The organism is Actinophytocola sp., assembly GCF_035762905.1.
Lineage (GTDB): Bacteria > Actinomycetota > Actinomycetes > Mycobacteriales > Pseudonocardiaceae > DASYTH01.
This window is the reverse complement of the sequence record NZ_DASUCC010000029.1, coordinates 7416-30453: the sequence shown is the minus strand read 5'-3', so window position 1 is coordinate 30453 and position 23038 is coordinate 7416. Positions and strand designations below refer to the sequence as shown.

Below are 23038 nucleotides of genomic sequence, written 5' to 3'. Positions count from 1 at the left end.
TGGATGTGTTGCGTGGTGGGGGATCGCTGGACCGGGTGGATGTGGTGCAGCCGGTGTTGTGGGGGGTGATGGTTTCTCTTGCCGAGTTGTGGGGATCGGTGGGGGTTTCGCCGGCTGCGGTGGTGGGGCATTCGCAGGGGGAGATCGCGGCGGCGTGTGTGGCGGGGGTGTTGAGTCTTTCGGATGGGGCGCGGGTGGTGGCGCTGCGGGCACGCGCCATTGCCGAGGTGTTGTCGGGTCATGGGGGGATGGTTTCCCTTGCGGTGTCGCGGGATGACGCGGCGGAGCTGATCGGGCCGTGGGGTGCGGCGTTGTCGGTGGCGGCGGTGAACGGGCCGTTGTCCACGGTGATCTCCGGTGATGTGGCGGCGGTGGACGAGTTGCTGGCCGTGTGTGCCGAGCGGGAGGTGCGGGCCAAGCGGATTCCGGTGGACTACGCCTCGCATTCGGTTCAGGTGGACCGAATTCAGGATCGGTTGCTGGCGGAGTTGGCCGGGATCGAGCCGCGGGCGGGTTCGGTGCCGTTCTACTCGGCGGTGACCGGGCGGATCGCCGAGGGTGACACGCTGGACGCGGCGTACTGGGTGGACAACCTGCGGCACACCGTGCTGTTCGAGCCGGCGACGCTGGGGCTGGCCGAGGGCGGGCTCGTGACCTTCCTGGAGGTGAGCCCGCACCCGGTGCTGACCGGGGGGATCACCGAAACCCTTGACGCGGCGGGGATCTCCGGCACGGTGTTGCACACCCTCCGCAAGGACGCCGGGGACCGGCGGCGGTGGTTCGCGGCGCTGGCCGAGGCGCACGTGCACGGCGTCGAGGTGGGTTGGCGCGCGGTGCTGGAGCCGGACGGCGGGCGGGTCGTGGAGCTGCCGACCTACGCCTTCCAGCGTCAGCACTACTGGATGACGGCGGAGCCCGGCGCGGGGGTTGACGCGGCCGATCCGGCCGAGGCGCGGTTCTGGGCGGCCGTGGAGCGGGAGGACCTCGGCGAGGTGGCCGGCACGCTCCGGCTGGACTCCGAGGTGGGGCTGGACACCGTGCTGCCGGCGCTGTCGTCGTGGCGCCGGGGCCGGCGCGACAGGTCCACAGTGGACTCGTGGCGGTATCAGGTGCGGTGGCGGCCGGTGCTGGAGAGCGCCGCGCCGCTGACCGGAACCTGGCTGCTCGTGCACACCGGGGCCGGCCCGGTGCGGGACTGCGCCCGGGCGTTGCGGGCACACGGCGCCGAGGTGGCCGAGGTGCTGCTCGGCGCGGATGAGCTGGACCGCTGGACGCTGACCGAGCGGATCGACGATGCCGTCGCGCTGGCCGAACCGGCCGTTGCCGGGGTGCTCTCGCTGGTCGCGCTGGAGGTGCGGCCGCACCGGGACGACCCGGCGGTGCCGGTCGGCACCGGGGCGACGGTCGCCCTGATCCAGGCGCTCGCCGACCTCGAGCTGACCGTGCCGTTGTGGTGCGGCACCAGCGGCGCGGTCTGCACCGGCCGCTCGGACCTGCCGGGCGACCCGGTGCAGGCGCTGGTCTGGGGACTGGGGCGGGTGGCGGCGCTGGAGCACCCGGGGTTGTGGGGCGGGCTGGTCGACCTGCCAGAGCCGCTCGACGAGCGGGCCGGCGCGCGGCTGGCCGGCGTGCTGACCGGCGCCGAGGACCAGGTCGCCGTGCGGGCGTCCGGCGTGTTCGCCAGACGGCTCGCCCGCGCGGGCGCGGCCGGGCCGGACGTGGCCGGGTGGCGACCGAGCGGCCCGGTGCTGATCACCGGCGGCACCGGTGCGCTCGGCGCGCGGGTGGCCCGGTGGCTCGCCGGCCGGGGCGCCACCGAGCTGGTGTTGACCAGCCGGGCCGGGCCGGCCGCACCGGGCGCGGCCGAGCTGGTCGCCGAACTGGCCGGGCTCGGCGTGGCCGCGATCGTGGCCGCCTGCGACATCGCCGACCGGGACGCGGTGGCCGCGCTGCTGGCCGAGCACCCGGTGACCGCCGTGGTGCACGCGGCCGGCGTCGACCAGCCCGCGCCGCTGACCGAGCTGGAGATCACCGACCTGGCCGACGGGATCCGGGCCAAGGTGCTCGGCGCGTCGCACCTGGACGAGCTGCTCGGCGACGGGCTGGACGCGTTCGTGCTGTTCTCCTCGATCAGCGGGGTGTGGGGCAGCGGCAACCAGGCGTCCTACGCGGCGGCCAACGCGTTCCTGGACGCGCTGGCCGAACATCGCCGGGCCCGTGGCCGGGTGGCCACCTCGATCTCCTGGGGAATGTGGGCCGACGCCGGGATGGCCGCCAGGGGCGGCGCCGACGAGTACCTGCGCCGCCGCGGCCTGCTGCCGATGCGGCCGGAACTGGCGGTGGCCGCACTGGGTGCCGCGGTGGACCGCGGCGAGACCTGCGTGACCGTCGCCGACCTGGACTGGGAGCGGTTCGCGGCGGCGTTCACCTCGGGCCGGCCCAGCCCGCTGCTCGGCGAGCTGCCCGAGGTCGCGCTGGCGCTGGCCGAGACCGCGGCCGAGACCGCCGCCGACGGCCCGGGTCTGGCGGCCGAGCTGGCCGGGGTGGCCGCGGCCGAGCGGGCGCACCTGGTGCTGGAGCTGGTCCGCCGGCAGACCGCCGCGGTGCTCGGTTACCCGGACGTGGCGGCGGTCGAGGCCGACCGGCCGTTCAAGGATCTGGGGCTGGACTCGCTGACCGCGGTCGAGGTACGCAACCGGGTGGCCGGCGCCGCCGGCGTGCGCCTGCCGGTGACGCTGCTGTTCGACTACCCGACACCGCGCGCGGTGGGCCGGTTCCTGCTGGAGACGCTGACCGGCGCCGCGACCGGCGCCGAGGCGGCGCCGCCCACGCCCGCGGTCCCGGCCGGTGCCATCGACGAGCCGATCGCGATCGTGGCGATGAGCTGCCGCTACCCCGGCGGGGTGGGTTCCCCGGAAGAGCTGTGGGAGCTGGTGGCCACCGGCACCGACGGCATCGCCGCGTTCCCCACCGACCGCGGCTGGGACCTCTCCGCCGCCCCCGGCGGTTACACGCCGGAGGGCGGCTTCCTCTACGACGCCACCACGTTCGACGCCGGGCTGTTCGGCATCTCGCCGCGCGAGGCGGTCGCGATGGACCCGCAGCAGCGGCTGCTGCTCGAGGCGTCCTGGGAGGTGCTGGAACGGGCCGGCATCGACCCGCACGCGCTGCGCGGCACCCCGACCGGCGTGTTCGTCGGCGCCTCCACGTCCGGCTACGGCGTCGGCCTGCGGCTGGCCGCCGGCCTGGAGGGCCACTACATCACCGGCACGTCGGCCAGCGTGATGTCCGGCCGGATCGCCTACTCGTTCGGCCTCGAGGGCCCGGCGGTCACCGTGGACACCGCGTGCTCGTCCTCGCTGGTGGCGTTGCACCTGGCGATGCGCGCGTTGCGGGCCGGCGAGTGCGACCGGGCGCTGGTGGCCGGGGTGGCGCTGATGACCAGTCCGGACATCTTCGCCGAGTTCAGCACCCAGAAGGGGCTGGCCGCCGACGGGCGGTGCAAGTCGTTCGCCGCCGCCGCCGACGGGACCGGCTGGGGTGAGGGCGTCGGGGTGCTGCTGGTGCAGCGGCTGTCCGACGCGCGGCGTGCCGGGCACCGGATCCTCGCCGTGGTGCGGGGATCGGCGGTCAACCAGGACGGCGCCTCCAACGGCCTGACCGCGCCGAACGGCCCGGCCCAGCAACGGGTGATCCGCGCCGCCCTGCGCGACGCCGGACTCGAACCGTCCGATGTGGACACCGTGGAGGGGCACGGGACGGCGACCACGCTCGGCGACCCGATCGAGGCCACCGCGCTGCTGGGCACCTACGGGCAGGACCGGGACACCCCGCTGTGGCTGGGCTCGCTGAAGTCCAACATCGGGCACACCCAGGCGGCGTCCGGGGTGGCCGGTGTGATCAAGATGGTGCAGGCGATCCGGCACGCGACGCTGCCGAAGACGCTGCACGTGGACGAGCCGACGCCGCACGTGGACTGGTCGGCCGGGGCGGTGTCGCTGCTGACCGAGTCCCGGCCGTGGCCGGACGCCGGGCGCCCGCGCCGGGCCGGGGTGTCCTCGTTCGGGGTGAGCGGCACCAACGCGCACGTGATCATCGAGGAGTACTGTGCGCCGGCCGAGACCCTGGTGGAAACCCGGGCCGCCGGCCCGCAGCCGCCCGCGGTGCTGGCCTGGCCGGTCTCGGCGCGGACCGCCGAGGGGCTGCGGGCCCAGTGCGCCGCGCTGCTGGCCCATCTGCGCGGGGTGACCGATCCCGCCGTGGATCTGGCGTACTCGCTTGCGGCCGGGCGGGCCGATCTCGAGCACCGGGCGGTGGTGCTGGCCGGCGATCCCGCCGAGGCGCTGGCCGCGCTGGCGCGGGGGGAGTTGCCGACGGCGGCGGTGCGCGGCACCGTCCACGATGGACGGCTGGCGTTCCTGTTCACCGGCCAGGGCTCGCAGCGGGTCGGTATGGGCGCCGAGCTGTACCGGGCGTTCCCGGTGTTCGCCGACGCCCTCGACGCGGTGTGCGCGCGGTTCGACCTGGACCGGCCGCTACGCGAGGTGATGTTCGGCGAGCCGGAGTTGCTCGACCAGACCATGTACACCCAGGCCGGGTTGTTCGCGTTCGAGGTGGCGCTGTTCCGGCTGTTGGAGTCCTGGGGGGTGACTCCGGACTTCCTGTTGGGTCATTCCATCGGTGAGTTGGCTGCCACATATGTGGCAGGTGTCTGGTCCTTGGACGATGCCATCACCTTGGTGGCTGCCCGTGGGCGGTTGATGCAGAAGCTGCCGACAGGTGGCGGGATGCTGTCCATACATGCGACAGAAGACGAGGTTGTAGACACGATCCGCGGACGTGAACAGCGGGTGAGCATCGCCGCGGTCAACGGGCCGACCTCGATCGTGATCTCAGGTGACGCCGAGGTGATCGAGGAACTGGCGCCGCGGTGGGCCAAGACCAAGCGGCTGACCGTGTCGCATGCGTTCCACTCGCCGCACATGAACCCGATGCTGGCCGAGTTCCGCGCCGTGGCCGAAACCCTGACCTACCACCCGCCCCGACTCCCGGTGATCTCCTCCGGTGACATCACCGACCCCGAGCACTGGGTGCGGCACGTGCGGGATGCGGTGCGGTTCGGCGATGGCGTGAACTCGTTGCGGGAACAGGGGGTGACCCGGTTCCTGGAGTTGGGGCCCGATGGCGTGCTCTCGGCACTGGTGCCGGACGGGGCGGCCGTTCCGGTCTGCCGGTCCGGCCGGGACGAGACCGCCACCCTGCTGCGCGCGCTGGCCACCGCGTACGTGCACGGCCACACGCCGGACTGGGCCGGGCTGCTCGCCGGGTTCGGCGGCCGACGGGTCGACCTGCCAACCTATGCCTTCCAGCGCCAGCGGTACTGGCTGGACGCGGTCGCCGCCCCGCCGGAGGCAGGGGGCACCGACCCGGCGGGCGAGTCCCGGTTCTGGGCCGCGGTCGAGGAACAGGATCTGGACGGCATCGCGCGGGCGCTGCGACTGGCCGACCAGGACGCGCTGCGGGCCGTGCTGCCGGCGCTGTCCGCCTGGCGGCTCGGCCGGCGTGCGCAGTCCACCGTGGACGGATGGCGGTACCGGGCCGGCTGGGCGCCGGTTGCCGACCCGCCGCGCGGCTCGCTCACCGGAACCTGGCTCGCCGTGCTGCCGGCAGGGCTGGCCGAAGCCCCGGTGCTCGAGGCGCTGCGCGAGGGCGGTGCCGAGGTCCGCGAGCTGGTGCTCGGCCCGGCCGACACCGATCCCTGGCAGGTGGCGCACCGGCTGCACGAGACGGCGCCCGGCGGGCTCGCCGGGGTGCTGTCGCTGCTCGGGCTGGACGAGACCGACCACCCCGGCTACCCGTCGCTGCCGGTCGGGTTGGCCGCGACCGTGGTGCTGCTCAAGGCGCTCGACGCCGGGCGGATCGAGGCGCCGGTGTGGGCGATCACCCGGGGCGCCGTCGCGGTCGGCCGGTCCGACCGGCTGCCCGGCGCGGCGCAGGCCCAGCTCTGGGGCCTCGGCCGGGTGGCCGCGCTGGAGTTCCCGCGCCGCTGGGGCGGGCTGATCGACCTGCCGGAGACCCTGGACGGCCGGGCCCGGTCCCGGCTGGCCGGCGTGCTCACCGGGACCGAGGACCAGGTCGCGCTGCGCGGCTCCGGGGTGTTCGCCAGGAGACTGGCCCGGGTGCCGGTGACCGGCGGCCCGGCGCGGCCGTGGCGGCCGGCCGGCCCGGTGCTGATCACCGGCGGCACCGGCGCGCTCGGCGGCCGGGTGGCCCGGCTGCTCGCCGAACGCGGCGCGCGGCGGCTGGTCCTGGTCAGCAGGCGGGGTCCGGACGCACCGGGTGCCGACGAGCTCCGCGCCGAGCTGGCCGAGCTCGGCGCCACCGCGACGATCGTGGCCTGCGACGTCGCCGACCGGACGGAGCTGGCCGCCCTGCTGGCCGAGCACCCGGTCACCGCCGTCGTGCACACCGCGGGCGTGGTGGACTCCGTGCCGTTGGGCGACACCGGGCTGGCCGAGGTCGCCGGGGTGCTGCGGGCCAAGGTGACCGGCGCGGCGCTGCTGGACGAGCTGCTGGCCGACGTCCGGCTCGAGGCGTTCGTGACCTTCTCCTCCATCGCCGGAACCTGGGGCAGCGGCGGGCAGGCGGCCTACGCCGCCGCCAACGCCTTCCTCGACGCGCTGGTCGAGCGCCGCCGGTCGGCAGGGCGTGCCGGCACCTCGATCGCCTGGGGCCCGTGGGCCGACGCCGGGATGCTGGTGGCCGAGGACGCCGAGGACTACCTGGCCCGCCGCGGCCTGACCGCGATGGACCCGGAGCTGGCGGTCCGGGCGTTCGCCGACGCCGTGGACCACGACCTCGGCTGCGTCACGGTCGCGGACGTGGACTGGGCGCGGTTCGCCGTGGCGTTCACCTCCGCCCGGCCCAGCCCGCTGATCGGCGACCTGCCGGAGGTCGGCACGGCGCTCGCCGCCCCGGCCGGCCCGGCCGGCGAGCGGCCCGGATCGGTCGAGCTGCTCGACCGGCTGGGCGCCGGCACCGCCGCCGAGCGGGACCGGATCCTGCTCGAGCTGGTCCGCTCCGGCGCCGCCGAGACGTTGGGACACACCGAGGTCGACCCGATCGAACCGGGCCGGCCGTTCAAGGACCTCGGCTTCGACTCGCTGACCGCCGTTGAGCTGCGCGACCGGCTGGCCGAGTGCACCGGCCTCGGCCTGCCGGCCACCCTGGTGTTCGACCACCCGACCGCGACCGCACTGGCCGCCCACCTGGCCGAGCTGCTCGGTGTGGCCGAGGTCGCCGACGCACCGGAGACCGGTGCGCCGGTGGCCACCGGCGACGACCCGATCGCGATCATCGGCATGAGCTGCCGGTACCCCGGCAGGGTCGGCTCGCCGGAGGACCTGTGGGACCTGGTGGCCGCTGGCGGCGACGGCATCGGACCGTTCCCGACCGACCGAGGCTGGTACCTCGACGGGCTCTACGACCCGGATCCGGACAACCCGGCCAGCTCGCACGCGCACGAGGGCGGTTTCGTCCACGACGCCAGCGCGTTCGACGCCGCCCTGTTCGGGATCTCCCCGCGCGAGGCGGTCGCGATGGACCCGCAGCAGCGGCTGCTGCTCGAGGCGTCCTGGGAAGCATTCGAGCGGGCCGGGATCGACCCGCTTTCCTTGCGCGGCAACCGGACCGGCGTGTTCGCCGGCACCAACAGCCACGACTACCTGTCCGTGCTGGCCGACGCGGCGGACGGCAGCGAGGGCTACCTCGCCACCGGCAGCTCGGCGAGCGTGATCTCCGGCCGGGTGGCCTACACGTTCGGCCTCGAGGGGCCGGCGGTCACCGTGGACACCGCCTGCTCGTCCTCCCTGGTGGCGCTGCACCTGGCGATCCAGGCGCTGCGCGCGGGCGAGTGCACGATGGCGCTGGCCGGCGGCGTCGTGGTGATGGCGACGCCCGGCATCTTCACCGAGTTCAGCCGGCAGAACGGGGTCGCCGCGGACGGCCGGTGCAAATCGTTCGCCGCCGCGGCGGACGGCACCGGCTGGGGCGAGGGCGTCGGCGTGCTGCTGGTCGAGCGGCTGTCCGACGCGCACCGCAACGGCCACCGGGTGCTCGCCGTGGTGCGCGGATCCGCGGTGAACCAGGACGGCGCGTCCAACGGGCTGACCGCGCCGAACGGCCCGGCCCAGCAGCGGGTGATCCGCGCGGCGTTGGCCGGCGCCGGCCTGGCACCGTCCGATGTGGACGCGGTGGAGGCGCACGGCACCGGGACCCGGCTCGGCGACCCGATCGAGGCCGCCGCGATCCTGGCCACCTACGGGCAGGACCGGGAGACCCCGCTGCTGCTCGGCTCGATCAAGTCCAACATCGGGCACACCCAGGCGGCGTCCGGGGTGGCCGGTGTGATCAAGATGGTGCAGGCGATCCGGCACGGGATGCTGCCGGCCACCCTGCACGTGGACGCCCCGACCCCGGAGGTCGACTGGACGGCCGGCGCGGTGGAACTGCTCACCGAGGCGCGGCCGTGGCCGGACGCCGGGCGCCCGCGCCGGGCCGCGGTGTCGTCGTTCGGGGTGAGCGGCACCAACGCGCACGTGATCATCGAGCAGGCCCCGGCACCGGCCGACGGGCCGGCAGGCGGGCGGCCGGACGCGCCGGTCGTGACCCCCGGGTCCGTCGTGCCGTGGCTGGTGTCGGCGAACTCGGCGGAATCGTTGCGGGGTCAGGCGGAGCGCTTGCTGTCCGGTGTGGACGGTGCGGAGCCGGTGGACGTGGCGTGGTCGCTGGCCACCGGGCGGGCCGCGCTGGCGCACCGCGCCGTGGTCGTCGGTGCCGGACTCGCGGAGCTGCGCGGCGGGCTGGCCGGCCTGATGGCGGGGGAGCCGGCGCCGGGTGTGGTGTCCGGTGTGGCCCGGCCGTCGTCCGGTGTGGTGTTCGTGTTCCCGGGGCAGGGTTCGCAGTGGGTGGGGATGGCCGCCGAGCTGCTGGAGTCCTCGGAGGTGTTCCGGGCGCGGCTGGAGGAGTGCGAGCGGGCGCTGGGCGAGTTCGTGGACTGGTCGTTGCTGGATGTGTTGCGGGGCAAGGGATCGCTGGACCGAGTGGACGTGGTGCAGCCGGTGTTGTGGGCGGTGCTGGTGTCCCTGGCCGAGCTGTGGCGGTCGGTGGGGGTGTCGCCTGCCGCGGTGGTGGGGCATTCGCAGGGGGAGATCGCCGCGGCGCGTGTTGCCGGGGTGCTGAGTCTTTCCGACGGGGCCCGGGTGGTGGCGCTGCGGGCGCGGGCCATCGCCGAGGAACTGTCCGGGCACGGCGGCATGGTTTCCCTTGCCTTGTCCCAGGATGACGTGTCGGAGCTGATCGCGCCGTGGGGCGAGGCGCTTTCGGTGGCGGCGGTGAACGGGCCGTTGTCCACTGTGGTCTCGGGCGAGGTCGCCGCGCTGGACGAGTTGCTGGCGCTGTGTGCCGAGCGGGAGCTGCGGGCCAAGCGGATTCCGGTGGACTACGCCTCGCATTCGGTTCAGGTGGACCGAATTCGGGATCGGTTGCTGGCGGAGTTGGCCGGTATCGAGCCGCGGGCGGGCTCGGTGCCGTTCCACTCGGCGGTGACCGGCACCCGGGTGGACGGGACCCTGCTGGACGCGGCGTACTGGGTGGACAACCTGCGGCACACCGTGCTGTTCGAACCCGCCACCCGCACGCTGGCCGAGGACTTCACGACCTTCCTGGAGATCAGCCCGCACCCGGTGCTCACCGTGGGGATCAGCGAGACCCTGGACGCCGCCGGGCGGACCGGGGCCGTGCTGCACACGCTGCGCAAGGATGGCGGCGACCGGCGGCAGTGGCTCACCGCGCTGGCGCAGGCGCATGTGCACGGCCTGCCGGTGGACTGGGCCGGTGTGCTCGCCCCGCTCGGCGGACGCCGGATCGACCTGCCCGGCTACGCCTTCGAGCACCGGCGCTACTGGCCGCGGGCCGGCGGGGCGGCACTGCTCGGCGACCTGGTACCGCTGGCCGACGGGGCTGGCGCGGTGTGCACCGGGCGGATCTCGGTGGCCACCCACCCGTGGCTCGCCGACCACACGATCATGGGCGCGGTCGTGCTGCCCGGCACCGCGTTCGTGGATCTGGCGCTGCGCGCAGGCGAACCGCTCGGCTGCCCGGTGCTCGCGGAACTCACCCTGGAGACCCCGCTGGTGCTGCCCGAGCGGGCCGGCGTGCTGGTGCAGATCATCGCCGGTGCCCCGGATCCGGACGGGTGTCGGCCGCTGACCGTCCACTCGCGACCGGAGCGGGCCGACGCCGGCGAGCCGTGGACAAGGCACGCCACCGGCCGGCTCGCCGCCGCCGACCCGCCGGAACCGGTGGACCTGCTCGCCTGGCCGCCGGCCGCCGAACCGCTGCCGGTGGACGGGTACTACGCCGACCTGGCCGCCGCCGGCTACGCCTACGGTCCCGCGTTCCGCGGCCTGCGGGCGGCCTGGCGCACCGAAGGCGAGGTGTACGCCGAGGTCGCGCTGCCCGAGGAACTGCGCGCCGACGCCGCCTCGTTCGGGCTGCACCCCGCCGTGCTGGACGCCGCGCTGCACGCCGCCGGGCTCGGCGGCCTGCTCGGTGCGAGCGGGTCGGCGCTGCTGCCGTTCGCCTGGACCGGGGTCGCCCTGCACGCCACCGGCGCCGCCGTGCTGCGGGTGCGGCTCACCCCGCTCGGCCCGGACACCATCGAGGTCGCCGTCGCCGACGCCACCGGGGCCGCGGTGGCCACGGTCGGATCGCTGACCCTGCGCCCGGTCGCCGACATCGGCGCCGCCCCGGAACCGAACGCACTGTTCCAGGTGGACTGGACGGCGGCGGCCGAGCCGGTCGAGCCGGTCACCGGGCTGGTGGCCGTCGGCGACTACGACCCGGTCCTTGCCGAGGAGCTGACCGCCCGTACCGGCCCGGTCTCCTGGTATCCCGACCTGGACGCGCTCGCCGAGGCGGGGCCCGTGCCGGCCCTGGTGCTCCGGCCCGCCGCGCCGGCCCCGACCGCCCGCACGGCCACCCACGCGATGCTCGCCACCGCCCAGGAATGGCTGCGCGACGAGCGGTTCGCCGCCGCCCGGCTGGTCGTGCTGACCCGCGGCGCGGTGGCCACCCACCCCGGCGAGAACGTGCCGGACCTGGCCGGCGCCGCGGCGCACGGCCTGCTGCGCTCGGCCCAGTCCGAGCACCCGGACCGGTTCCAGCTCATCGACACCGACGGGCAGCCGGAGTCGTGGGGTGCGCTGCCGGCCGCGCTGGCCGCCGACGAGCCTCAACTGGCCGTGCGCGCCGGCCGGGTGCTCGCCCCCCGGCTGGTCCGGGCCGCCGCATCCGGGCTCACCGAACCGGCGGCCGGCGGACCCTGGCGGCTCGACGTGGCCGGTGCCGGCACGCTGGACGACCTGGCCCTGATCCCCGCGCCCGAGGCGGCGGCACCGCTGGCCGCCACCCAGGTCCGGCTGGCCGTGCGGGCGGCCGGGATCAACTTCCGCGACGTGGCCATCGCGCTCGGCATCGTGCCGGACCAGACGATCATGGGCACCGAGGGCGCCGGAGTGGTCCTCGAGGTCGGCGCCGAGGTGACCGACCTGGCCCCCGGCGACCGGGTGTTCGGCCTGCTCTCCGGCGGGTTCGCGCCGGTGGCCGTGACCGAGCGGGCGGCCCTGGCCCGGATGCGGCCACAGTGGACGTTCGCCGAGGCGGCGTCGGTGCCCACCGTGTTCCTCACCGCCTGGTACGGGCTGGTGGACCTGGCCGGCGTCGCGCCGGGGGAGTCGCTGCTGGTGCACGCGGCGGCCGGCGGCGTCGGCATGGCCGCGGTCCAGATCGGACAACACCTCGGGCTGGAGGTGTTCGGCACCGCCAGCGACGGCAAGCGGAACCTGCTGCGGTCCTGCGGCCTGGACGACGAGCACATCGCCTCGTCGAGGACGACCGAGTTCGAGCCGGCGTTCCGGGTGACGACCGGCGGGCGCGGCGTGGACGTGGTGCTCAACTCGCTGTCCGGCGAGCTGGTGGACGCCTCGCTGCGGCTGCTCGCCCCCGGCGGCCGGCTGATCGAGATGGGCAAGACCGACATCCGGGACGCCGCCGAGGTGGCGCTGGCCCACCCTGGCACCCGCTACCGGGCCTTCGACCTGGCCGAGGCCGGACCGGACCGGCTGGTCGCGATGCTCGAGGAGATCATGGCGCTGATCGACCGGGGCGCGCTGCGGCCGCTCCCGGTCACCGCGTGGGACCTGACCGAGGCCACCGAGGCGTTCCGGTTCATCGCCGCCGGCCGGCACGTCGGCAAGAACGTGCTCACGCTGCCGGCCGCACCGGACCCGGACGGCACCGTGCTGATCACCGGCGGCACCGGCCTGCTCGGCGGGTTGCTGGCCCGCCATCTGGTGGCCGAGCACGGCGTGCGGCACCTGCTGCTGGTGTCCCGCTCCGGCCCGGCCGCCGACGGCGCCGCCGAGCTGGTGGCCGACCTGGCCGAACTGGGCGGCACCGCCGAGGTGGTCGCCTGCGACGCCGCCGACCGGGACGCGCTGGCCGGACTGCTCACCGGACGCCGGCTGACCGGGGTGGTGCACGCGGCCGGCGTGCTGGACGACGGCGTGCTCGAGGCGATGACCCCGGACCGGGTGGACGCCGTGCTGACGCCCAAGATCGACGCCGCGATCAACCTGCACGAGCTGACCGCGCACGCCGACCTGGCCCTGTTCGTGCTGTTCTCCTCCGCCTCGGCGACGTTCGGCTCGCCCGGACAGGCGAACTACGCCGCCGCCAACGCCTTCCTGGACGCGCTGGCCCGGCACCGCCGGCACCGCGGCCTGCCCGCCACCTCGCTGGGTTGGGGCCTGTGGGCGCAGGCCAGCGCGATGACCGGGCACCTGTCCGGCGGCAACCTGACCCGGGCCACCATGGCCGGTGCCGCGCTGTCCACGACGGCGGGCCTGGCCCTGTTCGACGCCGCCCTGACCCTGCGCCGGGCCCACCTGGTGCCGGTCAACCTCGACCTGGCGGCGTTGCGCGCGCACGCCCGGCAGGCACCGGTCCCGGCGCTGTTCCGGGCGCTGGTGCGCGGCCCGGTCCGGCGCGCCGCCGCGAGCACCCCGGCCGGCGGGGTGTCGCTCGGCGACACGCTGGTCCGGCTGCCCGAGCCGGAGCAGCGCCGGATGCTGCTGGACCTGGTCCGCGGGCACGCCGCCGCCGTGCTCGGCCATCACACCCCGGACGCGGTCGGGCCGGACCGGCCGTTCAAGGAGGTCGGGTTCGACTCGCTGACCGCGGTCGAGCTGCGCAACCGGCTCACCGGCGCCATCGGCGAGCGGCTGCCGGCGACCCTGGTCTTCGACCACCCCACCCCGGACGAGCTGGCCGCGCACCTGCTCAGCCGGCTGCGCGGCGCGGCGCCGGCGCCGGCCGGCGGGGACCCGCTCGACGAGCTGGACCGGCTGGCCGGCCGGCTGGACGCCGCGCCGGCCGCCGACCTCGACCGGGACCGGCTGCGCGAGCTGGTCCGGCGGCTCACCCGCTTGGCCGCCGAGCCGGCCGCCGCGGTCGCCGCCGAGCTGGAAGCGGCCTCGGCCGACGACCTCTTCGACTTCATCGACAACACGCTCGGCGTGTCGTGAGTGAGGACCGGATGGCGAACGAAGCGAAGCTCCTGCAGTACCTCAAGCGGGTCACCACCGACCTGTCCGAGACCAGGCAGCGGCTGGCCCTTGTCGAGGCGCGGGAACCGGAGCCGATCGCGATCATCGGGATGAGCTGCCGCTATCCCGGTGACGCGGACACCCCGGAGGAGCTGTGGCGGCTGGTCGAGACCGGCCGGGACGCCATGACCGGCCTGCCGGACGGCCGCGGCTGGGACACCGAGGACGGCGACCGGCTGGGCATCGTCGGCGGGTTCGTCACCGGCGTCGAGCGGTTCGACGCGGCGCTGTTCGGGATCAGCCCGCGCGAGGCGCTGACCATGGACCCGCAGCAGCGCCTGGTGCTCGAGGCGGCCTGGGAGCTGTTCGAGCGGGCCGGAATCGACCCGACCTCGACCAGGGGCAGCGACACCGGGGTGTTCATCGGCGCCGGCGCGTCCAACTACGGCCTGCACGCCGACCTGCCCGAGGAGGCCGAGGGACACCTGCTGACCGGCAGCGCGGGCAGCGTGGTCTCCGGCCGGGTCTCCTACACCTTCGGCCTCAAGGGTCCGGCGATCACCACCGACACCGCGTGCTCCTCGTCGCTGGTCGCGCTGCACCTGGCCGCCCAGTCGCTGCGCGGTGGCGAGTGCGCGATGGCGCTGGCCGGGGGCGTCACCGTGATGGCCGGCCTGGCCCTGTTCGGCGAGTTCAGCCGGCAGGGCGGGCTGGCCGCCGACGGCCGGTGCAAGGCGTTCGCCGCCGCGGCCGACGGCACCGGCTGGGGCGAGGGCGTCGGCCTGCTGCTGCTGGAGCGGCTGTCCGACGCACAACGCAACGGGCACGAGGTGCTTGCCGTGCTGCGGGGCAGCGCGGTGAACTCCGACGGCGCGTCCAACGGGCTGACCGCGCCGAACGGTCCGTCGCAGGAGCGGGTGATCCGGTCCGCGCTGGCCAACGCCCGGCTCCGGCCGTCCGATGTGGACGCGGTGGAGGCGCACGGCACCGGAACGAGGCTCGGCGACCCGATCGAGGCGCAGGCGATCCTGGCCACCTACGGGCAGGACCGGGACCGCCCGCTGCTGCTCGGCTCGGTGAAGTCGAACATCGGCCACACCCAGGCCGCCGCCGGCGTGGCCGGGGTGATCAAGACGGTGCTGGCGCTGCGGGCCGGGGTGCTCCCGAAGACCCTGCACGTCGATGCGCCGACGCCCGAGGTGGACTGGACCGCAGGCGCGGTCGAGCTGCTGACCGAGCCGGTGCCGTGGCCGGACACCGGCCACCCGCGCCGGGCGGGAGTGTCCTCGTTCGGGATGAGCGGCACCAACGCGCACGTGATCCTGGAGGCCGCGCCGGCCGGCGCCGACGAGCCGGCCGATGCCGCCCCGGCCGGCCTGGAGCTGGTGCCCTGTCTGGTCTCTGCCCGCACCGCCGACGCGCTGCGGGCCCAGGCCGCGCGGCTGAGGTCCTTTGTGGACGAACAGGGCGAGCTGAGCCTGGCCGACCTCGGCGTCTCGCTGGCCACCACCCGGGCCGCGCTCGAGCACCGGGCTGTGCTGCTGGCCGGCGACCGGGCCGGGCTGCTGGCCGGGCTGGGCGAACTGGCCGCCGGCCGGACCGGACCCGGCGTGCTGCGCGGGGTGGCCGGCAGCGGGCGACTGGCGTTCCTGTTCACCGGCCAGGGGGCGCAGCGGGCGGGCATGGGCGCCGGTCTTTACCAGGCGTTCCCGGTGTTCGCCGAGGCGCTGGACGAGGTGTGCGCGCGGCTCGGCGCCGAGCTGGACCGTCCGGTGCGACCCGTGCTGTTCGGCGACCAAGAGTTGCTCAATGAGACTGTCTTCGCCCAGGCCGGCATCTTCGCCCTGGAGGTGGCGCTGTTCCGTCTGCTGGAGTCCTGGGGCATCACCCCGGATTACCTGCTCGGGCATTCGATCGGTGAGCTGGCTGCCACATATGTGGCTGGTGTCCTGTCCTTGGACGATGTCTGCATTCTTGTCGCTGCGCGCGGAAGGTTGATGCAGGCGTTGCCCGGCGGTGGGGCGATGCTGGCCGTGCAGGCGACCGAGGCCGAGGTGTCGGCTGCGATTGCCGGGCTCGAGGAGCGGGTGGGCATCGCGGCGGTCAACGGGCCGACCTCCATCGTGATCTCCGGCGACGCCGGGGTGATCGAGGAACTGGCGCCGCGCTGGGCGAAGACCAAGCGGCTGACCGTGTCGCACGCGTTCCACTCGCCGCACATGGACCCGATGCTGGCCGAGTTCCGCGCGATCGCGGAAACCCTGACCTACCAGCCGCCCCGGATCCCGGTGATCACCTCCGGTGACGTGACCGACCCCGAGTACTGGGTCCGCCACGTGCGCGAGGCGGTGCGGTTCGCCGACGGCGTGGCCACGCTGAAGACCAACGGGGTCAGCACGTTCCTCGAGCTGGGTCCGGACGGCGTGCTGTCGGCCATGGTCGACGGCGGGGTCGCGATCCCGGCGCTGCGTGCCGACCGGCCCGAGCCGGACGCCCTGCTCGGCGCGCTGGCCCGGCTGCACGTGGCCGGCCGGCGGATCGACTGGCCCGAGGTGTTCGTCCCGCTCGGCGGCCGGCGGATCGCCCTGCCCGGCTACGCGTTCGTGCGGGAGCCGTACTGGCTGGCCGAGCGCGACACCGGGACCGGGGCGCGCGCCGCCGACCCGGTGACGGAGGACTTCTGGCAGGCGGTCGAGTCCGGCGACGCCGACACGGTCGCGGCCACGCTGAACCTGCCGGCCGGCACCGACCTGAGTGCCGTGCTGCCCGCGCTCGGCGCCTGGCGCCGGGACAGCCGGCAGGCGTCCACGGTGGACTCCTGGCGCTACCGGGTCAGCTGGACGCCGCTGCCCACGACCGGCCCGGCCGGACCGCTCGGCACCTGGCTGCTGCTGGTGCCGGCCGGCGCCGGGCCGGAGCCGGCCGCCGACGCGCTGCGGGCGCACGGGGCCGAGGTGGTGGCGATCCCGGTCGAGCCGGACGCCGACCGGTGGTCGCTCGGCGCCGCGCTGCACGAGTCCACAGTGGACATCGAGGCGGTGGACGGGGTGCTGTCCCTGCTCGGCACCGTCGAGACCGCCCGGGCCGAGGCGCCGGCGCTGACCGCCGGGCTCGGGCTGACCCTGCTGCTGCTCCAAGCCCTTGACGACGCCGCGATCACCGCGCCGCTGTGGTGCGCCACCCGGGGCGCGGTCGCCGCGACCCGGGCCGACCGGCTGACCAACCCGGCGCAGGCCCAGGTGTGGGGCCTGGGCCGGGCGGCCGCGCTGGAGTTGCCGCGCCGCTGGGGCGGCCTGGTCGACCTGCCCGAGACGTTGGCCGGACCGGCCGGCACCGCCCTGGCCGCCGTGCTCGCCGGCACCGGCGAGGACCAGGTCGCGATCCGGGCCACCGGCGCGTTCGCCCGCCGGCTCGGCCACGCACCCCGGAGCACCGGGCCCGGGTCGGCCTTCCGGCCGTCCGGCCCCGTGCTGATCACCGGCGGCACCGGCGCGCTCGGCGCACACGTCGCCCGCTGGCTGGCCGGGCGCGGTGCCCGCAAGCTCGTGCTCACCGGCCGGCGCGGCCCGGACACCCCCGGCGCCGCCGAGCTGATCGCCGAGCTGGCCGCGCTCGGCACCGAGGCGAGCGTGCTGGCCTGCGACGTCACCGACCGGGACGCGCTCGCCGCCGTGCTTGCCGCCCACCCGGTGACCGCGGTCGTGCACGCCGCCGGGGTGGCCGTGGCCGGCGCGCCGTCCGAGACCGACCCGCTCCAGCTCGAGTACGCGGTGCGGACCAAGGTGCTCGGCGCGGCCCACCTGGACGAGCTGCTCGCCGGGCAACGGCTGGACGCGTTCGTGCTGTTCTCCTCGATCGCCGGCATCTGGGGCGACGGGCGGGCGGCCGGCTACTGCGCCGCCAACGCCTACCTCGACGCGCTGGCCCAGCGCAGGCGCGCGGACGGCCTGGCCGCCACCGCGGTGGCCTGGGGTCCGTGGGACGGCGCCGGGATGGCCGCGGGCGGCGAGTCGCCCGACCACCTGACCCGCACCGGGCTGGTCCCGATGCCGCCCGAGCTGGCGATCACTGCGCTCGGCCGGGCGCTCGACACCGGCGAGACCGCGGTGACCGTGGCCGACGTCAACTGGGACCGGTTCGCCGCCGTGTTCTCCGCCAACCGGGCCGCCCCGCTGCTCGCCGACCTGCCGGCGGCGGCCGCCGCGCTGGCCGGCGCCGGGCAGCAGCGCCCCGGCGTGCGGCAGGACTGGACCGACAAGCTGGCCGCGCTGCCCGAGCGCCGCCGCGCCGAGGCACTGCTGGACCTGGTCCGGGCCGAGGCCACCGGCGTGCTCGGCTACCGCGACCAGGACGCGGTGGAGCCGGAGCGCCCGTTCGCCGACCTCGGGGTCGACTCGCTGACCGCCGTGGAGCTGCGCGAGCGGCTGACCGCCGCCACCGGCCTGCCGCTGCCCGCCGCGGTCGTGTTCGACTATCCGACCCCGGCCGCGCTGGGTCGGCACCTGCTCGACCGGCTCGCCCCGGTCGTCCCGGCCGCGGTGTCGCCCGCCGCGGTCGTGGCCACCCCGGACGAGCCGGTCGCCATCGTGGCCATGAGCTGCCGCTACCCCGGCGGGGTGCGCACCCCCGAGGATCTCTGGGCACTGGTCGACGCCGGCACCGACGGCATCTCGGCGTTCCCCACCGACCGCGGCTGGGACCCGGCGCTGACCCAGGGCGAGTTCCACCCCGAGGGCGGTTTCGTCTACGACTTCACCGACTTCGACGCCGACCTGTTCGGCGTCGCACCGCGCGAGGCGCTGGCCATGGACCCGCAGCAGCGGGTGGTGCTCGAGGCCTGCTGGGAAGTGCTCGAGCGGGCCGGCGTGCCGCCGAAGTCGTTGCGCGGCAGCCAGATCGGCGTGTTCATCGGCGCGTCCAACTCCGGCTACACCGCCGACGTCGAGCTGCCGCCCGAGGTGGCCTCGCACGCGCTGACCGGCTCGGCGAACAGCGTGATCTCCGGCCGGGTCGCCTACACGCTCGGCCTGGAGGGCCCGGCGCTCACCGTCGACACCGCCTGCTCCTCGTCGCTGGTCGCGCTCAGCCTCGCGGTGCGGGCGCTGCGGGCCGGCGAGTGCACGATGGCGCTGGCCGGCGGGGTCGCGGTGATCCCGTCGCCGACCGTGTTCGCCGAGTTCGACCAGCAGAACGGGCTGGCCGCGGACGGCCGGTGCAAGTCCTTCGCCGCCGCCGCGGACGGCACCGCCTGGGGTGAGGGCGTCGGCGTGCTGCTGGTGGAGCGGCTGTCCGACGCGCACCGCAACGGTCACGACGTGCTCGCCGTGGTGCGCGGCAGCGCGATCAACTCCGACGGCGCGTCCAACGGGCTGACCGCGCCGAACGGGCCGTCCCAGGAGCGGGTGATCCGGGCGGCGCTGGCCAACGCCGGCCTGCGACCGTCCGATGTAGACGTCGTGGAGGGGCACGGCACCGGCACCACGCTCGGTGACCCGATCGAGGCCGCCGCGGTGCTGGCCACCTACGGCCAGGACCGGCCGGAGCCGCTGTGGTTGGGCTCGCTGAAGTCGAACATCGGACACACCCAGGCGGCGTCCGGGGTGGCCGGCGTGATCAAGATGGTGCAGGCGATCCGGCACGGCGTGCTGCCCAGGACGCTGCACGTGGACCGGCCGTCGCCGCACATCGACTGGTCGGCCGGCGCGGTGGAGCTGCTCACCGAGAACCGGCCCTGGCCGGCCGGTGATCGTCCGCGCCGGGCCGGGGTGTCCTCGTTCGGGCTGAGCGGCACCAACGCGCACCTGATCATCGAGGAGTACCGGGAGCCGGCCGCGCCGCAGGTGTCCGGGACCGGGCCGGAGGTCCAGCCGTGGGTGCTCTCCGGCCGCAGCGCCGCCGCGTTGCGCGCCCAGGCCGCCCGGCTGCACCGGCACCTGGCGGCCGAACCCGATGCCGGGCCGGCCGACGTGGGCTACACCCTGGTCACCGCCCGGTCCCGGCTGGACCACCGGGCCGTGCTGGTCGGCGCGAACCGCGCCGAGCTGATGTCCGGGCTGGCGGCGCTGGCGCACGGCCGGCCGGCGCCGAACCTGGTCACCGGCGCCGGGGCCGCCGCGGCCCGGCCGGTGTTCGTGTTCCCCGGCCAGGGCTCGCAGTGGCCGGGCATGGCGGTTGAGCTGTACGAGTCGTCCGCGGTGTTCCGCGAGCGGTTCGCCGAGTGCGCGCACGCGCTGGCCCCCCACGTGGACTTCGTGCCGGTGGACGTGTTGCGTGCCAAGGAATCGCTGGACCGGGTGGACGTGGTGCAGCCGCTGCTGTTCGCGGTGCTGGTGTCGCTGGCCGAGGTGTGGCGTTCGCACGGGGTCGAGCCGGCCGCGGTGGTCGGCCACTCGCAGGGCGAGATCGCCGCGGCGGCCGTGGCGGGTGCACTGTCCCTTTCGGACGCCGCGATGCTGGTCGCGTTGCGCAGCCAGGCGATCCGCGAGGTGTCCGGCCGGGGCGGCATGGTCTCGGTGTCGTCGCCGGAGGAGCGGACCCGGGAGCTGATCGAGCCGTGGGGAGCGGCGTTGTCGGTGGCCGCGGTGAACGGGCCGAGCTCGACCGTGGTGTCCGGTGACGTGACCGCGCTGGACGAACTGCTGGCGGTGTGTGCCGAGCGGGAGCTGCGGGCCAAGCGGATCCCGGTCGACTACGCCTCGCACTCCGCCCACGTGGACGCCATCCGCGACCGGCTGCTGGCCGCCATGGCCGAGATCACGCCGCGGCCCGCCGAGGTGCCGCTGTACTCGACGGTGACCGGTGAGCTGATCGACACCACCGCCATGGACGCGGACTACTGGTATACCAACCTGCGCCGGACGGTGCGGTTCGAGGACGCCACCCGGGCGCTGCTGGCCGCCGGGCACCGGCTGTTCATCGAGGTGAGCCCGCACCCGGTGCTGACCGTGCCGGTCGCGGAGACCATCGAGGCCACCGAAACCGTTGGCGCGCAGGTGATCGGCACGGTGCGCCGGGACGACGCCGGGCCGCGCCGGATGCTGTCCAGCCTCGCCGAGGCGGACGTGCACGGCGCCGCGCCGGACTGGGTCGGGATCTTCACCGGCTCCGGCGCCCGCCGGGTGCCGCTGCCTACCTACGCCTTCCAGCGCAGGCGGTTCTGGGCCCGGGAGCCCGAGCCCGAGGCGCCCGCCGTCCCGGCCGGGACGGCGAACTCGCCGGCCCAGCACCGGTTCTGGACCGCGGTCGAGCAGGGCGACGCCGCCGGGCTGGCCGAGACGCTGCGGCTGGGCAGCAACGTGGCCCGCGCCTCGCTGGAGCATCTGCTGCCGGCACTGTCCGACTGGTACGGCGGTGCCCGGGACCGGGACGCGGTCGACCAGTGGCGCTACCGGGTGCGCTGGTCCGCGCTCACCCTGCCGGCCACGCCGGTGCTGTCCGGCCGGTGGCTGCTGGTCGTCCCGGACACCGACGCCACCGCCGGGCTCGCCGGGCTGTGCGCCACCGCGCTGCGCGAGCACCTGGCCGAGGTCGAGCCGCTCACCGTCGCACCGGACACCGACGTCTTCGCGCTGGCGGCGACCCTGCAGGACCTGGCCGCCGCCGGCCCGGTCACCGGGATCCTCTCGGTGCTCGCCGCCGACGACCGCGCCCACCCCGAGCACGGATCGTTGCACGCGGGCCTGGCCGGCACGCTCACCCTGCTGCACGCGGTGGTCGCCGCCGGCATCGACGCACCGCTGTGGAACGTCACCACCGGCGCGGTCGCGGTGGCCGAGGCCGAGCGGCTCGCCAGCCCGGAGCAGGCGCAGGTGTGGGGCCTCGGCCGGGTCGCCGCCCTTGAGCACCCCGGGCAGTGGGGCGGACTCATCGATCTTCCCGGCACCGTCGACGGCCGCACCGGTGCCGCACTTGCGGGCGTGCTGGCCAACTCCGGCGGCGAGGACCAGGTGGCCATCCGCCCGTCCGGCGGCTACGGCCGCCGGCTGGTCCGGGCGGCGACGTCCGGGACGCCGGCCGCCCGGTCCTGGCGGCCGAGCGGCACGGTCCTGGTCACCGGCGGCACCGGCGCGATCGGCGGGCACATCGCCCGGTGGCTGGCCGCGAACGGCGCCGAGCACCTGGTGCTGGCCAGCCGAAGCGCCGGCCACGCGCCCGGGGTCGCCGAACTGGAGGCCGAGCTGTCCTCGCTTGGCGCCAAGGTCACCCTCGCGGCCTGCGACCTGACCGACCGGGACCAGGTGGCCGGGATGCTCGACGGGCTGGACGGCGGTGGCGCCTCGGTCCGCGCGGTGATCCACACCGCCGGCACCGGTGCGCTCACCCCGCTCGAGCACACCAGCGTCGCCGACCTGGCCGCGCTGACCGAGGCGAAGGTGGCCGGCGCCCGGCACCTGGACGAGCTGCTCGACCCGGCGCAGCTGGACACGGTGGTGTACTGCTCGTCGATCGCCGGGGTCTGGGGTGTCGGGCGGCACGGCGCCTACGCCGCCGGCAACGCCTTCCTGGACGCCTACGCCCAGCGCCGCCGCCGGGACGGTGTGCCGGTGCTGTCCGTGGCCTGGGGCCCCTGGGACGGCGGCGGCATGGTGCCGCTGGCCGAGGTGGAGCCGATGCTGCGCCGGGGCGTTCCGCTGATCACCCCGGAGCCCGCGATGCTCGCCCTGCAGCAGGCACTCGACCACGACGACACCGTCGTCGCCGCGGCCGAGGTGGACTGGGAGCGGTTCGTCCCGGCGTTCACCTCGATGCGGCCAAGTCCGCTGATCGGCGAGCTGCCCGAGGTGGCCCGGCTGGGCGGCGCCGAGGTCCGGCCCGGCGGCGGCGCCGAGCCCGGGGTGGCCGCGGAGTTGCGCGACCGGCTGGCCGCGCTGACCGAGCCGGAGCGCAGGCGCACGCTGCTCGACCTGGTTCGCACCACCGCCGCCGCGGTGCTCGGGCACGACGGCCCGGAGGCGATCGCCGCCGACCGGCCGTTCCGCGACCTCGGGTTCGACTCGCTCACCGCCGTCGAGCTGCGCAACCGGCTCGGCACGGCGACCGGGCTACGACTGCCGGCCACCTTGGTGTTCGACCGGCCCAACTCGGCGGTGTTGGCCGGCCACCTGCTCGGCGAGGTGCTGCCGGACGACGGCGCCGGGGCCGCGCTGCCGGGCGCCGGGGAGCTGGACCGGCTCGACGCCGCGCTCGCCGGGTTGCCCGACGACCACATCGACAAGGTCCGGGTGGTCATGCGGCTGGAGTCGATCCTGGCCGGGCAGCGCCGGGCCACCGGCCCCGGTGACGGCACCGCGGGCGACCTGCGGGAGCGGCTGCGCTCGGCCACCGACGACGAGCTGTTCGACCTCGTGGACCGGGATCTGGGGATCAAGTGA

Annotated in this window: 2 protein-coding genes; both read left to right on the top strand. The window is 75.7% G+C overall.

Annotated elements, in window-relative coordinates; genetic code table 11:
• The first annotated feature begins 5 nt into the window (after window positions 1-5).
• A complete protein-coding gene (locus tag VFV67_RS04270; protein ID WP_326467366.1) occupies window positions 6-13646 on the top strand; it encodes a type I polyketide synthase in 13641 nt (4546 codons plus the stop codon).
• Window positions 13643-23038 carry a type I polyketide synthase gene (locus tag VFV67_RS04265; protein ID WP_414636169.1) on the top strand — a complete coding sequence of 3132 codons (9396 nt, stop codon included), beginning with the start codon at window positions 13643-13645 and terminating at the stop codon, window positions 23036-23038. The genes VFV67_RS04270 and VFV67_RS04265 overlap by 4 nt, the downstream gene beginning before the upstream one ends.